The sequence below is a fragment of the Micromonospora sp. NPDC049801 genome, from assembly GCF_040656575.1.
In the GTDB taxonomy this organism is placed as follows: Bacteria; Actinomycetota; Actinomycetes; order Mycobacteriales; family Micromonosporaceae; genus Micromonospora.
This window is the reverse complement of the sequence record NZ_JBFAMS010000025.1, coordinates 1-13136: the sequence shown is the minus strand read 5'-3', so window position 1 is coordinate 13136 and position 13136 is coordinate 1. Positions and strand designations below refer to the sequence as shown.

At 68.6% G+C, this 13136-nt stretch carries 16 protein-coding genes and 3 tRNA genes; 17 read left to right on the top strand and 2 right to left on the bottom strand.

Going from position 1 to position 13136, the window contains the following annotated elements:
* Positions 1 to 6: 6 nt before the first annotated feature.
* Positions 7 to 360 carry a hypothetical protein gene (locus tag AB0I89_RS31080; RefSeq protein WP_357134069.1) on the bottom strand — a complete coding sequence of 118 codons (354 nt, stop codon included), beginning with the start codon at positions 358 to 360 and terminating at the stop codon, positions 7 to 9.
* A gap of 389 nt (positions 361 to 749) precedes the next feature.
* Between AB0I89_RS31080 and AB0I89_RS31075 the strand changes: the two genes are divergently transcribed.
* Positions 750 to 2081: a site-specific integrase gene (locus AB0I89_RS31075; protein WP_357134066.1), complete on the top strand. Its 1332-nt coding sequence runs from the start codon at positions 750 to 752 to the stop codon at positions 2079 to 2081.
* A gap of 11 nt (positions 2082 to 2092) precedes the next feature.
* Here the strand turns inward: AB0I89_RS31075 and AB0I89_RS31070 are convergent, their stop codons facing one another.
* On the bottom strand, positions 2093 to 2614 hold the full coding sequence (locus AB0I89_RS31070; protein ID WP_357134064.1) for a hypothetical protein: 522 nt from the start codon (positions 2612 to 2614) through the stop codon (positions 2093 to 2095).
* Between the two features lie 114 nt (positions 2615 to 2728).
* Between AB0I89_RS31070 and AB0I89_RS31065 the strand changes: the two genes are divergently transcribed.
* The 16 genes from AB0I89_RS31065 (at position 2729) to rplA (ending at position 13038) form a co-directional block, all read left to right on the top strand.
* A complete protein-coding gene (locus AB0I89_RS31065; protein WP_357134061.1) occupies positions 2729 to 3262 on the top strand; it encodes a GNAT family N-acetyltransferase in 534 nt (177 codons plus the stop codon).
* Positions 3259 to 3972, top strand: coding sequence for a DUF6518 family protein (locus tag AB0I89_RS31060; protein WP_357134059.1), 714 nt, complete (start codon positions 3259 to 3261; stop codon positions 3970 to 3972). Before AB0I89_RS31065 ends, AB0I89_RS31060 begins: the two co-directional genes overlap by 4 nt.
* 289 nt (positions 3973 to 4261) lie before the next feature.
* The gene (locus AB0I89_RS31055; RefSeq protein ID WP_357134056.1) at positions 4262 to 4465 is read left to right on the top strand and encodes a hypothetical protein; all 204 of its coding nucleotides are present in this window, start codon (positions 4262 to 4264) and stop codon (positions 4463 to 4465) included.
* Positions 4466 to 4588: 123 nt separating this feature from the next.
* Positions 4589 to 4798: a hypothetical protein gene (locus AB0I89_RS31050; RefSeq protein ID WP_357134054.1), complete on the top strand. Its 210-nt coding sequence runs from the start codon at positions 4589 to 4591 to the stop codon at positions 4796 to 4798.
* An 888-nt stretch (positions 4799 to 5686) separates the two neighbouring features.
* On the top strand, positions 5687 to 5824 hold the full coding sequence (locus AB0I89_RS31045; protein WP_357134051.1) for a hypothetical protein: 138 nt from the start codon (positions 5687 to 5689) through the stop codon (positions 5822 to 5824).
* Between the two features lie 104 nt (positions 5825 to 5928).
* Positions 5929 to 8457: a bifunctional diguanylate cyclase/phosphodiesterase gene (locus AB0I89_RS31040; RefSeq protein ID WP_357134049.1), complete on the top strand. Its 2529-nt coding sequence runs from the start codon at positions 5929 to 5931 to the stop codon at positions 8455 to 8457.
* Positions 8458 to 8549: 92 nt separating this feature from the next.
* Positions 8550 to 8622, top strand: a tRNA-Thr gene (locus AB0I89_RS31035).
* Positions 8623 to 8646: 24 nt separating this feature from the next.
* Positions 8647 to 8719, top strand: a tRNA-Met gene (locus AB0I89_RS31030).
* Between the two features lie 132 nt (positions 8720 to 8851).
* On the top strand, positions 8852 to 9019 hold the full coding sequence (rpmG, locus tag AB0I89_RS31025; protein WP_341717669.1) for a 50S ribosomal protein L33: 168 nt from the start codon (positions 8852 to 8854) through the stop codon (positions 9017 to 9019).
* 124 nt (positions 9020 to 9143) lie between these two features.
* Complete coding sequence (locus AB0I89_RS31020; RefSeq protein WP_357134045.1) at positions 9144 to 9590, top strand: MaoC family dehydratase N-terminal domain-containing protein; 447 nt, start codon at positions 9144 to 9146, stop codon at positions 9588 to 9590.
* Between the two features lies 1 nt (position 9591).
* Positions 9592 to 9984, top strand: coding sequence for a MaoC family dehydratase (locus AB0I89_RS31015; protein WP_357134042.1), 393 nt, complete (start codon positions 9592 to 9594; stop codon positions 9982 to 9984).
* A 198-nt stretch (positions 9985 to 10182) separates the two neighbouring features.
* A tRNA-Trp gene (locus AB0I89_RS31010) sits at positions 10183 to 10255 on the top strand.
* A 213-nt stretch (positions 10256 to 10468) separates the two neighbouring features.
* On the top strand, positions 10469 to 10861 hold the full coding sequence (secE, locus tag AB0I89_RS31005) for a preprotein translocase subunit SecE (protein WP_357134040.1): 393 nt from the start codon (positions 10469 to 10471) through the stop codon (positions 10859 to 10861).
* A 39-nt stretch (positions 10862 to 10900) separates the two neighbouring features.
* Positions 10901 to 11623 (top strand): transcription termination/antitermination protein NusG, encoded by a 723-nt coding sequence (nusG, locus tag AB0I89_RS31000; RefSeq protein WP_355053308.1) that lies wholly within the window; start codon positions 10901 to 10903, stop codon positions 11621 to 11623.
* Between the two features lie 188 nt (positions 11624 to 11811).
* Positions 11812 to 12243, top strand: coding sequence for a 50S ribosomal protein L11 (gene rplK / locus AB0I89_RS30995; protein WP_355053307.1), 432 nt, complete (start codon positions 11812 to 11814; stop codon positions 12241 to 12243).
* A gap of 78 nt (positions 12244 to 12321) precedes the next feature.
* On the top strand, positions 12322 to 13038 hold the full coding sequence (gene rplA, locus AB0I89_RS30990; protein ID WP_355053306.1) for a 50S ribosomal protein L1: 717 nt from the start codon (positions 12322 to 12324) through the stop codon (positions 13036 to 13038).
* Positions 13039 to 13136: the final 98 nt, after the last annotated feature.

Here is a 13136-nt window from a genome sequence, read left to right as displayed (position 1 = left end):
TGGCGGCTACCGGAACTCGTGCACGACCTCGATCAGTCCGACGATGTGAGCGTTGAACTCGTCCAGCTCCTCGGCCGGCACCCACAGCTCCAGAATGGTCTTTCCGCCGGCCTGGCGGACCGGGTACCGACTCAGGAACTCCGACTCGACCCGGAAGCGGGTCACGTAGCCGACGCCGGACGCGGGCACGTTCCAGTCCCGGGCGATCATGACCGCGTAGTCCTCGTTCAGGACCGGGTAGAAGATCGGCTGATCCGGCAGGCGCGGCGGCCACTTCAGCCATCCGGACTCGCGGACGAGATCCAGCTCTTTCGGCCCGGTTGGGCGCCACAGCACCGTCGTACCGTCATCGCTGTTCATCTCGACCTCGCCGTTCGGATTCTTGGTGAGCCCGGGACAGTACCGGCGGACCTGCGCCCGGGACCACCGCATTCGCCTCGCTGTGGGGGTGGGCCGATGACGGCTCCCACCCTGCCCGGTCTCGAATCCGCCCCGACCCCGGCTGCTCCTCGGCCGGGGTTGCCGTAGCCGGCGGTTCATCTTGGCGCACGGCGGGCACTTGTCTTCGCGGGTCGCCGAACGGGCAGCTTCGGGTCGGCCGCTCGGCGCTCGGTCGGTGGCTCGGTGACCTGGAGCAGGACGCCGCGTGAAGAGCTACGAGGTCCAGATCTGGGAGATCGCCAAGCGCCGACCGGAAGGCTCGGCCCTGGCGGGTCCGCTGGGCGGTGAGCGGCCAACGCTTCGAAGACATGTTCCGTACCAAGGCCCTCGCGCACTCCTTCCGCGCCGAGCTGGTCCAGGCGGCCAACGCGGGGGAGCCCTTCGACCCGGCCACCGGCCGCCCGGTCCCCGAGGCCAGAACCAAGAACCCCACTACCTGGTACGCGCACAGCCGCGCGTACGTCGAGATGAAGTGGCCCCGGGCGGCGGCCAAGACCCGGCGCTCGATCGTCGAAGCGCTGACCTCGATCACGGTGACCCTGACCCGCCCGACCAAGCGGGGTCGACCGACTGACGCTCTGCTCCGCGAGGCGCTGTACCTCTACGGCCTCAACCCGCGCCGCTGGTCCGACGAGATCCCGGCCGACCACGCGGCGGCGCTGGCCTGGCTGGAAACCGCGTCGCTCCCGGTCGTCGAGCTGGACTCGCCCGCCATGGTCCGCCGAGTCCTGGACAGCCTGTGCGTACGCCTCGACGGCAAGCCCGCGGCTGCCTCCACCGTCCAGCGGAAGCGGGCCACCTTCTACAACGTCCTTGGGTACGCCGTCGAGCTGGAGCTGATCGCCTCCAACCCGGTCGACCGGGTCCAGTGGACCGCCCCCGAGGTCGCGCAGTCCATCGACCGGCGGGTGGTGGCGAACCCGGCCCAGGTCGCCACGCTGCTGGAGGCGGTGAAATCTCTCGGCAAACGCGCCGACAAGGTCACCGCCTTCTTCGGCTGCCTCTACTACGCGGGGATGCGTCCATCGGAAGCCGCGGACCTACGACGGGAAGACTGTGACCTTGCCGGCCCGGTGCGCCGACTGCGGGGCCGACTTCGACGACCTGGCGGCGGTCAAGCCTTCCCGGTCCTGCGACCACGAGAAGATCGAATACCGCTGGGGCCGCCTGGTGCTCGCCGGCACCTCCCCGCGGGCCGGCTCGCACTGGACGATGACGGCGGCTCCCACGAGCGGCGCGGACTCAAGCACCGGGGGAGGGCGGAGACTCGGACGGTCCCGATCCCGCCTCGGCTCGTCGAGCTGCTGTGCGCGCACGTCGAGAATCACGGGGTTGGCCCGGACGGTCGGTTCTTCCGGGGCCTGCACGGTGGGCCGCTCTCCGAGTCGGTCTACGACCGGTGGTGGAAGCTCGCCCGCGAGAAGGCGCTGACCGAATCGCAGGTGGCCTCGCCGCTCGTCCGGCGTCCCTACGACCTGCGGCACGCGGCGGCCTCGCTCTGGCTGAATGCCGGCGTCCCGCCGACCGAGGTAGCCCGGCGCCTGGTTCACGGCGTCGCCGTCCTGCTCCGCGTCTACGCCAACTGCATCGACGGCGGCGACGACACCATGAACGACAAGATCGGGGACGCACTCGGATGAGCGTCCATGCTTCAGTCCGTCTCGGCGGTCGTTGCGTGGCCGAGAAGGCGCCGAGCTTCGTCGACGACGTCCGCGTCGATATCCCTGGTTGCGGTGCTGGTGTGCGGTTGCCAGTCGTGGATGGCGGCTACGAGGTCGTAGGCGTTGTCCAACGCGATCAGTTCGGCTGCCAGCGGAGTGCCGTCATAGGAGATGAATCGGTATGCCCAAGAGGTGAGATCACGGGGCGCGATGGTCTGTGCGAGCAGTCGCCGGGCCATGATTCGGAGGGCTTCCTCCCCGCTCTCTCGGCTTCCCTCACCGTAGTAATCCAGAGAGAGTTCCGACAGTGCGCCTTCGAGCCAACGCCGCAGATCGTCATTCTCCTCGCCCTTCACAGGCGAGATGCCGGCGAGGATCCCGAGAGTCGGGCTGTCTATACCCGCGGTGAGGCAGTCGCAGGCGGCTTCGATCACCTGGGCCGCGGTGCCGGAACCGACGCTCCAGAAGACAGCGGCGTCCTGGAGTCGGGCGAGAGCGTCCTCTTTAAGCATCGGGACATGGTCCGCCGTCGAGTTGGCGTTGTCTCAGAGTTATCCAGCCGCGGGGATCGATGTACTCAGCGTCCGACTCCTTGGATGAGTGAGGGACTGGTGGAGGATGACGCGATGAGTACCGAGTCCGGCGAGGCGCTGGCCAGGACCCAACGTCTCGTGCTGCGGGAGGTCCGATCGTCTGACCTGCCGGTGCTTGAGCGGATGTGGCAGGACCCGGTGATGCGGCGCTACCTCGGCGGCCCGGTGTCTGACGAGGTGGCGGCCGACCGGCGAATGGGTGACCACACGGGCGGGCTGATGGTGACGAGGAGTTCCGGAGAGATCGTCGGTTGGTGCCACCTCGGCCGGTACCGGACGGGGGATCTGGAACTGTCCTACGTCTTCCTGCCGGAGTGGTGGGGACGTGGCTACGCCCGAGAAGGGTGCGCTGCGGCCGTCGGCCTTGCCTTCGACCGGTTCCCGGACGCACCCCGGCTGGTCGCCGTCACACAGGAGGTGAACCTTCGATCGGTCCGGCTCCTGGAAGCCCTTGGCATGGTGCGGGTCGACACGTTCGAGGAGTTCGCCGCACGTCAGGTGATGTTCGCAGTCGACCGTCCGCAGGCAGCAAGCATGAACCTCAATTGTCCGACGGTGCCCGAATGACGGAGTTGAGGACCGTCGGCAGACGGTCGGTACGGCGTGAGGTGCTTCCCCCGGTCTTCGCGGGAGTCGCCCTGGGGGTGGCGGCGTTTGCTGCCGACCTCGTGCCGGAAGCTGTGGGCAGGGTCCTCGTGCCAGCCTTCAGCTCGGGATTCGCCTGGGGTGTGGTGGCCCTCGTCGTGAGCTACTACGCCCCGACTTTCAGATCAGCTCTTGTCGCTGGGGTCGGCACACTCGCCCTGTCGACCCTGACCTACTACGGCCTCGTTGCCTCGCTGAGTCGGCAATGGCTCAGCGATTCGGCGCCACCACCGGACGGGCTCGGCTCCATCATGCGCGCGTCGGCCTTCTGGCTGGTTGGTTCGTTGGTTGGCGGATTGGTGCTTGGCTACCTCGCCCACGTCTTCAGGACGGGCACTACCCGCAACGCCGGCATCGCTCTCGGCGTAGCGCTCGGGCTGCTCGCCGGGGAGGCGGCCTACACCGTCCTCTTCATCGCGTTCGTCTGGGTCGGCCCCATGGATTTCTTCGTGTGGACGAGGCTGGGAGCGGCAGCGGTGCAAATTCTCCTTGCGGCTGCGGCCGCCCTCGTGGCGTTACGGCTCCGCCGGCCACCGGTCTCACCGCGGGTCTTCATGATGGCCGCTGCGGTGTCGACGGTGGCGAGCATCGCGAGTTGGCATCTCATCGAGTCGGTTCGGATGACGCTGTAGCCGCGAGGGGCGTCCTGGGGGCAAGTTCCATCCGTGGGCAGATGGTGGGCGGCTCTCTCCCGGACAGGCGATTGGACGGCAGAAACGGCAGCTCAGTGACTATGCCCAAGCCAAGATCGCGGACGCCCTGTAAATCCGTCGCGAAAGCTACAGAGGTTCGAATCCTCTACCCGCCACCAGGTGCAGACACGGCCCCTGACCAGCAGAGATGCTGATCAGGGGCCGTTGTCGTTGATCTAGCCGAGTCCGGCTGAGTCCAGCCATGTCGACAACGACAGGGTCGGCCCGGATGCGCGCTTCTTCCGGGGGCCTGCACGGCGGGCCGCCCTCCGAGTCGGTCTACGGCCGGTGGAGGAAGCTCGCCCGAGAGAAGGCGCTGACCGAATCGCAGGTAGCCCCGCCGCCCGTCCGCCGTCCTTACGACCTGCGCCTCGCGATGGCGTCGCTCTGGCTGCATGCCGGCGCCTCGCCGACCGAGGTCGCCGGCGTCTGAGCCACGGCGTCGCCGTTCTGCTCCGCGTCTACGCCAACTGCGTCGACGAGGAGGCGACACCAGGAACGACAAGATCAGCCACGGTGCCCGTCGTGGCGCTCGGCTGGTCAGAATGTTCGAGTGATGACAGGAATGGTCGGCCTCGTGCTGCTGTTGGCGCTGGTCGCCGCTGCGCTCTTCGCCCTGGTGTACGTGGCGGCGCTGCTGTGGCGGGCGTTGAGGCGTGGGGTTACCTCTCTGCCGCGTGCTCTGAAGTCCCTGACGGTCGAGCCACCTCCGGGAGGGGCCCTGAACGACTCCCGGGATGTGTGGCCGATGCCGAAGGACGACTGATCGGAGACGCTGCCAAGCCTGGCGTCGCCTTTCGAGATACCGGCTCGCCGGGCGGAGGTGCCCGGTGGTTCGCCGACCGAGTTCGTCCGGCGGTGGTGTGTGGTGGGAGCGCCACCCTTCCAGAGAATGATGCGGGCGTGTCCTCGCCAGCACCGGACCGTGACCCACCTGCCGGAGACCACCTCATCAAGGTCTGGTTCAGGTTCGTGCCGCAGGAGGGCTGCCGGCGGCCGCGGATTTCCCGGCCATCAAGGCGACCCTGCGACTCGGCGAGGCGGAGGGTTGGTGGAGCTTCGAGGTCGGTTGCGCGAGCGACAAGTGGGAAGCGGCCTGAACCCGCGGAGCCCGCGACTCCCCACGTCCTTTCTCTCGGACGTGCAGGACCCCTGGTTGTTGCTTCCTGGCCGGCTTGAGCTGCGGAAACGCGTCGCTTGAGGCGCTCGGACGTGCGTCGGGTCACCAGGATGGAATCCGACTCGGGGGCTGGCCTATTGGCGAAGACCCGGTATGGTGGTCGATGGCTGGACGCCGAACGCACGACGCGAACGCATCTCCTGGAGGCGTCACTCACAGTGACCAAGATGTCGGATCTGGTGCTCTGACGCGACAGCGCCGAATTTGTGGTGAAGGTCGTATTCGACGCTGTGTGAAGCGCTGACCTGCCCTGCACGGCCGTGATCTGCTCCGGTGCGGTGGGGGCGGTGGGCCGAACGGCGGGAAGTTACAGACGGTGGGGCCCATCGGGCTGTCCACCACTTCTCTGGCTGCCCGCACTGTGGCACGATCGTGGAACCTCCACCACCCCCACGACATTTTCCGACAGGAGCAATCATGTCTGGTCTTAGGTTGGGCCGGCTGCTTGGCTCACTTCTCACCCTCGCCGCACTCGTGAGCGGCATCGCCAGTGTTGATCTCGGCAGCAGCTCAGGGGGCGGCGCTCAGGCTGGCGACATCGTTTGGCAGACCGTGTCCACCGCCGACAAGCCCGTGCCGACGGCGCAGGCAGCTGACATCGTCTGGCAGTGAGGCGGTTGCCTCGGGGTGATCATCCTGTTTGCCCGTTCGGGTGGAAGGCACCATCGACGTAGTGACGGTATCGTGACCGCTCGGCGTCAATCCGAAGGAGCGCCATGAGCGGTCATGGTCAACCCCGGCGACGGTCATCCGAGGACGCGTGGATCATCACCGCGCCCCTCGCGCTGATCGCGGTCGTCTGTGCCACCGCCACCGGGTTGATCGCGAAGGAGCCCTTCGGCGACTGGCCCGAGGCAATGCTCCTTCTCGTCATCATGATCGTGGCGGGGTTGCCGCTGCTCAGTCTGGTGGTGCGGCGGCAGACGATCGGTGTCACGCTCACCGAGCTGCCGATGGTTCTCGCGCTGTACTTTCTGCCACCGCTGACGGTGGTGGTCATCTACACGTTGAGCTCCCTGATCACCCACACCAGGCAGCGGTTCTCGGCGCCGAAGGTGTGGTTCAACGTGGCGCGCGCCGCCGCGGGAACGTCGCTGGCTGTCCTGGTCCTCCAGGCGTTCCCTCCCATGGAGGGCGTCGGTCCGAGCACCTGGGGCAGCATCTTCGCCGCCGTGAGCATGGTGATCCTGATCAGCTACGCCAGCGTGGCGGCGGTACACACGTTGCTGCACGGTTGGCAGACCGGGCGCGGGACGTTGCGTACCGCCACGCCGGCGGTGCTCACCGCGGCGATCAACGTGTCGGTCGGCCTGATCGTGCTGATTCTGGTCCGTAGCACGTGGTGGTCGCTGCTCCTACTGGCAGCCCTCGGTGCCGGCCTTGCTCTGGTCTACCGGGCCTACGCCCAGTTCTTCCGCCAGCACCGCACCCTGACCGACCTGTACGACCTGACCCGCGCCGTGGTCGGCAGCGGGCACAGCGGCACGCTCGCCGACGCGCTGCTCGGCCGGGTCCGCGCGCTGATGCAGGTGGAGTACGCGACGCTGTGGCTGCCCGCCCAGGGAAGGCACCCCGAGACCCTGTTGACCGCGCGGGTGGACGACCCGGGCCTGCTCGACCTGGCGCTCACGCCGGCGATGATCCGCGAACGGGTCCAGGAGACCGGACGTACCGTTGCGGTGGGCCGTGGGGTGACGACCGACGGAGAGTTCCGCGCGGAGCTGGCCGAGCGGCGGATCAAGGACGCGGTGGTGGTGCCGCTGCGGTCGGGTGAGGTCGTCATCGGGACCCTCGAGGTTGCCAACCGGCTCGGCGACGGCAACAACTTCAGTTCTGCGGATATCGCGGTCTTCGAGACGGTGGCCGCGCATGCCGCGGTGGCGCTCGAGAATTCGCGTCTTGTCGACCGCCTGCGGCACGACGCGTACCACGACACCCTGACGCGGCTGCCCAACCGGCGGCGCATCACCGCCGCCCTGGACGAGTCAGTCAAGATCGGCGCGCCCGACGAGGTGGTGGCGTTGCTGCTGTTCGACGTCGACGGGTTGCAGCAGGTCAACGAGTCCCTCGGCCACGCTGCGGGGGACAAGGTGCTCGTCGAGGTCGCCAACCGACTGCGGGCGAGCGCTCCGTCGTCGGCTCTGGTCGGTCGTGCGGGCGGCGACGAGTTCCTGGTGACTCTTCGGTTGGAGAGCGCCGAGGCGGCACTCGAACTGGCCGAACAGCTGCGCGACCAGATCCGTGACGAGATGGTCTTCGACGCGCTCACCCTCGACGTGAACACCGCCGTGGGTGTGGCCGTACACCCGGAACATGGCAGCGATGCCGCGACCCTGCTGCTCCGGGTCGACCTGGCGGCGAACGCCGCCAAGTCGGTGCCGGGCAGCGTGCAGTTGTTCAACCCGGGCCTGGAGTCCCGGTCGTTGCGCCGGCTGGGTCTCGCCGGTGACCTGCGCCAGGCGTTGGACCAGGGCGAGCTGGAGGTCTACTTCCAGCCGAAGGTGACCTTGCGGGACCGGCGTCTGGTCGGTGTCGAGTGTCTGGCCCGCTGGGAGCATCCGACGCACGGCACCGTCGCTCCCGAGGACTTCGTGGCGGTGGCCGCGCACACCGGCCAGTTGAGTCGGCTCACCGAGGTGGTGCTCCGCGAAGGGCTGCGGCGCAGCCGGGACTGGGCCGAGGCGGACCAGCCGCTGCCCATCGCCGTGAACCTCGCCGCCCGCACGCTCACCGACCAGCACTTCCCGGACCGGGTGCAGGAGCTGCTGACCGAGTACCGGGTCCCGGCGCAACGCCTCACCCTGGAGATCACCGAGTCGGGGGTGCTGGACGGCACGGACCGGCCCATCCCGACGCTGCGTCGGCTCCGCGACCTCGGCGTCCGGCTGTCGGTGGACGACTTCGGCACCGGCGACTCCTCGCTGGCCCACCTGCGCCGGTTGCCGGTGCACGAGGTGAAGGTGGACCGCTCCTTCGTGCAGGGCATGGCCACCGACCCGGGGGACCTGGCGATCGTCAACGCGGTGGTGACGCTCTCCCAGCAGTTCGGTCTGGCCGTGGTCGCCGAGGGTGTGGAGAGCGAACTGACCCTGGAGCTTCTTCAGGACATCGGGTGCGAGATCGGTCAGGGCTTCCTGTTCAGTCGGCCGCTGCCGTACGAGCGACTGGCCGCCTGGTTCGGCGCTCAGGTGGACCCGGAGACGATCTCCGGCGGAGAGCTTCCACGCCTGCGTGTGGTGCCCTGAGCTGCGCAGATCCGGCCGCCGGGGATCCGATTTCACCTGCCGACCCCTGCCGTGTATTCTACTTCTGCGCGCCCCACGGGGAGATCGCGCAGGCCCCCTTAGCTCAGTCGGCAGAGCGTCTCCATGGTAAGGAGAAGGTCTACGGTTCGATTCCGTAAGGGGGCTCGAGGGTTCAGCTGGACCCACCGCGGCGGTGTAGCTCAGATGGCAGAGCAAGCGGCTCATAATCGCTGTGTCGCCGGTTCAAGTCCGGCCACCGCTACTCTCGTCTTCCGGGCTGGTTCCCGGTGGTCGTTGAGATGGGCGCCACTGGCGCCCACTTTGCATGTCCGCGCAGTCAGCGTCTAGGCTGACGCGTCGTAGTTGTTTCCGTTAGCGAGGAAGGCACTCCGCCGTGGCGAAGGCTACCGATGTCCGGCCGAAGATCACTTTGGCGTGTGTGGAGTGCAAGGAGCGCAACTACATCACGCGCAAGAATCGCCGGAACGACCCCGACCGCATCGAGATGAAGAAGTTCTGCCCGCGCGACGGCCGGCACACGGTTCACCGCGAGACCCGCTGACCGCCGGCCGGCACAGCCGGCCGTCGTCGAAGCCTTTCCAACCGCCGATCTGACCGGTCGGGCGCGGCATCGCCGCAGCCTGCCGACCAGATCGGCGGTTGTGCTTTCCGTGTAGGTTCGCGGCATGTCCCTGGACCCTTCCTTCGTCGGCCGCACGTACCCGCCGACCGCCCCCTACCAGGTGGGCCGAGAAAAGATCCGTGAGTTCGCCACGGCCATCGGCGCCACGGACGCGGCTCACCACGACCCGGCCGCGGCGCAGGCCCTGGGCCACCCGGACGTGGTCGCTCCGCCGACCTTCCCGGTGATCGTCACCATGGCCGCGACCCGTCAGATCATCGAGGACCCGGACCTGGGCGTCGACTACAGCCGGCTGGTCCACGGCGACCAGCGGTTCGCGTACAACCGGCCGGTGGTCGCGGGCGACGAGCTGGTCTGCGTCAACACCATCGAAGAGGTCAGCAACCGGGGCGGGCACGGCCTGCTCACCACCCGTACGGACGTGAGCACCGTCGCCGGGGAGCAGGTGGTCGCCGTCTGGGCCCGGTACGTCATCCGTGGAGAGGCCTGAGATGGAACTGCCAACCAAGACGTTCCGGGTGACCCGGGCGGACCTGATCCGCTACGCCGGCACCTCGGGCGACTTCAACCCGATCCACTGGAGCGACCGGGTCGCCACGAAGGTGGGACTGCCCGGGGTCATCGCGCACGGCATGTTCACGATGGCGCTGGTCGGTCGGGCGGTCACCGAGTGGGCCGGCGCGCCCGACGCGGTGGTCGAGTACGGCGTCCGGTTCACCCGGCCGGTGGTGGTCCCCGACGACGACCAGGGGACCGAGATCGAGGTGACCGCGCGGGTCCGCGAGGTGACCGAGGACGGCCTCACCCGGCTGGACGTGACCGCGACCTGCCTGGGCGACAAAGTGCTGTCGCAGGCGCGCGCGCTCATCCGCACAGCGCGCTGAACCGAGGCCGGACGCACGCGAGAGCACGGCGGCCCGGCCCGCTGAACCGGGGGCCGCGCGGCGCGCTGGATCGGCTTCGCCACGCGTGGCGGGGAGACCGGTTGGGAAAGTCGGGCACCTACCCGTACACTGGTCCGCCGTGGGGCAAGTGACCCCTGCACGGTCGTCTGTGACCGCGTGGGGCGAGTGTTGCCGCACAGGGGTGTAGCTCAATTGGCAGAGCAGCGGTCTCCAAAACCGCAGGCTGCAGGTTCAAGTCCTGTCACCCCTGCGCCTCAGGCCTGACCGTTCCCGTGGGTCGCGCCGCCGACAAGGCGGCGTCCGGCCCGTGGTGGTGGCATCGGCGGGGTGGTTCCGAGGCAATCGGGGCTCCCGGTCGGACCACCGGCCGCGGCCCGTCGCGGGACGGTTGGGTTCGGCCGGCGTGACCAGCGCCGCGTACGCCGCCCGGCGTGCGACCCGAGATTCCGCGACGGAGGGCGAAGTGGCCGACAACAAGCGGCGCGGCGAGGACGCCGGCGACGATCGTCTCGACGATGAGATCGTCGACGACGTAGCCGACGACGACGCCACCGGCGCGGACGAGCCGGTCTCCCGGGGCGGCACCGCGACGCGGGCCCGCGCCCGGGCGGAATCGGCCGACAGCCGGCCGACCACGAGGTCGGAAACCGGTCGGGTGGGCGTGTTCGGCCGCATCGCCCGGTTCTTCCGCGAGGTCGTAGCCGAACTGCGTAAGGTCATCTGGCCGACCCGCAAGGAGTTGCTGACGTACACCGCCGTGGTGGTCACGTTCGTCGCGGTGATGCTGACGATCGTGGGCGTGCTGGACTACGGCTTCGCCAAGGCCGTGTTGTTCGTCTTCGGCAACTCGGACTGACCGGCTGTCTCCAGCCGATAGTGACGGAAGTGAGCGAGCGTGCCTGAGTACGACGAGACCGCCGGAGAAGTGGACGAGCAGTCCACGGTCGCGACGGCGGCTGGTGACGAGTCGGTTGAGGCCGCCAGCGAGCCGGAGTTCCCCACCACCGAGCCCGCGCCGGACGAGGACTACGACCCGGTCGCCGAGCTGCGGCAGAAGCTGCGTTACGCGCCGGGCGACTGGTACGTGGTGCACTCGTACGCCGGTTACGAGAACAAGGTGAAGACCAACCTCGAGACCCGGATCACGAGCCTCGACATGGAGGACTTCATCTACCAGGTCGAGGTGCCGACCCGGGAAGAGGTCGAGGTCAAGAACGGTAAGCGTTCGCAGGTCCAGGCCAAGGTCTTCCCCGGCTACATCCTGGTCCGGATGGAGCTGACCGCCGAGTCCTACTCGTGTGTCCGCAACACCCCGGGTGTGACCGGCTTCGTCGGTGCGACCGACCGGGCCGACCGGCCCGCGCCGCTGTCGCTCGACGAGGTGCTGAAGTGGCTGGCGCCGGCCGTCGAGACCGAGCAGAAGAAGGCGAAGCCGGAGATCAAGGTCCTCGACTTCGAGGTCGGCGACTCCGTTACCGTCACCGACGGCGCGTTCGCCTCGCTGCCGGCCACGATCAGTGAGATCAACGCCGACCAGCAGAAGCTCAAGGTGCTGGTGTCGATCTTCGGCCGGGAGACCCCGGTGGAGCTCAACTTCAACCAGGTCGCCAAGATCTGATGGTCGTCGGCGGCGGGCTCAGCCCGCCGCCGACGTCGGCGTACGCCCTCCCGCTCGACCTCGGCGGACGAGCGGGCTGCGGCGTGCGCTACTCTTGAACGTCGCCGCTGTCGCATCGCGCTGACCGTGCGCGCCCAGCCGCGGCGGCGACGGCCGCATTTTCCCAGCTCCAAGCCCCAGGAAGTGACATGCCTCCGAAGAAGAAGCTCGTCAAGACGTTCACGCTTCAGCTGCCGGCGGGCCAGGCCACGCCGGCGCCGCCGGTCGGCCCCGCGCTCGGTCAGCACGGCGTGAACATCATGGAGTTCTGCAAGTCCTACAACGCGCAGACCGAGTCCCAGCGGGGCGACATCGTCCCCGCCGAGATCAGCGTGTACGAGGACCGGTCCTTCACCTTCGTGCTGAAGACCCCGCCCGCCGCCCGGCTGCTGATCAAGGCCGCCGGTGTGCAGAAGGGCTCGGGCGTTCCGCAGGCGACCAAGGTCGGCTCGGTCAGCCGCGCCCAGCTGCGTGAGATCGCCGAGAAGAAGATGGCCGACCTCAACGCCAACGACCTGGACCAGGCCGAGAAGATCATCGCCGGCACCGCCCGGTCGATGGGCATCACCGTCAACGACTGACGTCGGCCTCCGCCGACGACCCGATCGTGGGAGGGCTCGCGCCGAGCGGCCCGCCAGAGACCACAGGAGTAATCAGCAATGCAGCGCAGCAAGAGCTACCGCAAGGCCGCCGACGTCATCGACCGGTCGAAGCTCTACACCCCCGCCGAGGCCGTGAAGCTGGCCAAGGAGACCACCAACGTCAAGTTCGACGCCACGGTCGAGGTCGCCATGCGCCTCGGCGTCGACCCCCGCAAGGCGGACCAGATGGTCCGCGGTGTGGTCAACCTGCCGCACGGCACCGGTAAGACCGCCCGCGTGATCGTCTTCGCCAGCGGCGCGAAGGCCGAGGAGGCCGCCGCGGCGGGTGCGGACGAGGTGGGCACCGACGAGCTGGTCGCCCGTATCCAGGGTGGTTGGCTCGACTTCGACGCGGCGATCGCCACGCCGGACCAGATGGCCAAGATCGGCCGGATCGCGCGGATCCTGGGCCCGCGCGGTCTCATGCCGAACCCGAAGACCGGCACGGTGACCATGGACGTCACCAAGGCGGTGCAGGACATCAAGGGCGGCAAGATCACCTTCCGGGTGGACAAGCACTCCAACCTGCACCTGATCATCGGCAAGGCCTCCTTCTCGGAGAGCCAGCTGGTGGACAACTACGCCGCGGTGCTCGACGAGGTGCTGCGGGCCAAGCCGTCCGCGGCCAAGGGCAAGTACCTCCGCAAGGTCATCCTCACCACCACGATGGGCCCGGGCGTTCCGGTCGACCCGAACCTGGTGAAGAACCTGACCGAGGACTCGGCCGACGCCTGAGCCGACTCATCGCTCCACCGGGGCGGGGGGGCGCGGGGGGGGGGGCCCCCCCCCCGCCCGCGGGGGGGGGGGGCGCGGGGCGGGGGGACGTATGATAA

Bases quoted from the DNA above. Each gene is read 5' to 3' on its own strand.
- AB0I89_RS31080 (WP_357134069.1), bottom strand. From the start codon at position 360: ATGAACAGCGATGACGGTACGACGGTGCTGTGGCGCCCAACCGGGCCG.
- AB0I89_RS31075 (WP_357134066.1), top strand. From the start codon at position 750: ATGTTCCGTACCAAGGCCCTCGCGCACTCCTTCCGCGCCGAGCTGGTC.
- AB0I89_RS31070 (WP_357134064.1), bottom strand. From the start codon at position 2,614: ATGCTTAAAGAGGACGCTCTCGCCCGACTCCAGGACGCCGCTGTCTTC.
- AB0I89_RS31065 (WP_357134061.1), top strand. From the start codon at position 2,729: ATGAGTACCGAGTCCGGCGAGGCGCTGGCCAGGACCCAACGTCTCGTG.
- AB0I89_RS31060 (WP_357134059.1), top strand. From the start codon at position 3,259: ATGACGGAGTTGAGGACCGTCGGCAGACGGTCGGTACGGCGTGAGGTG.
- AB0I89_RS31055 (WP_357134056.1), top strand. From the start codon at position 4,262: ATGCGCGCTTCTTCCGGGGGCCTGCACGGCGGGCCGCCCTCCGAGTCG.
- AB0I89_RS31050 (WP_357134054.1), top strand. From the start codon at position 4,589: ATGACAGGAATGGTCGGCCTCGTGCTGCTGTTGGCGCTGGTCGCCGCT.
- AB0I89_RS31040 (WP_357134049.1), top strand. From the start codon at position 5,929: ATGAGCGGTCATGGTCAACCCCGGCGACGGTCATCCGAGGACGCGTGG.
- AB0I89_RS31020 (WP_357134045.1), top strand. From the start codon at position 9,144: ATGTCCCTGGACCCTTCCTTCGTCGGCCGCACGTACCCGCCGACCGCC.
- AB0I89_RS31015 (WP_357134042.1), top strand. From the start codon at position 9,592: ATGGAACTGCCAACCAAGACGTTCCGGGTGACCCGGGCGGACCTGATC.
- rplK (WP_355053307.1), top strand. From the start codon at position 11,812: ATGCCTCCGAAGAAGAAGCTCGTCAAGACGTTCACGCTTCAGCTGCCG.
- rplA (WP_355053306.1), top strand. From the start codon at position 12,322: ATGCAGCGCAGCAAGAGCTACCGCAAGGCCGCCGACGTCATCGACCGG.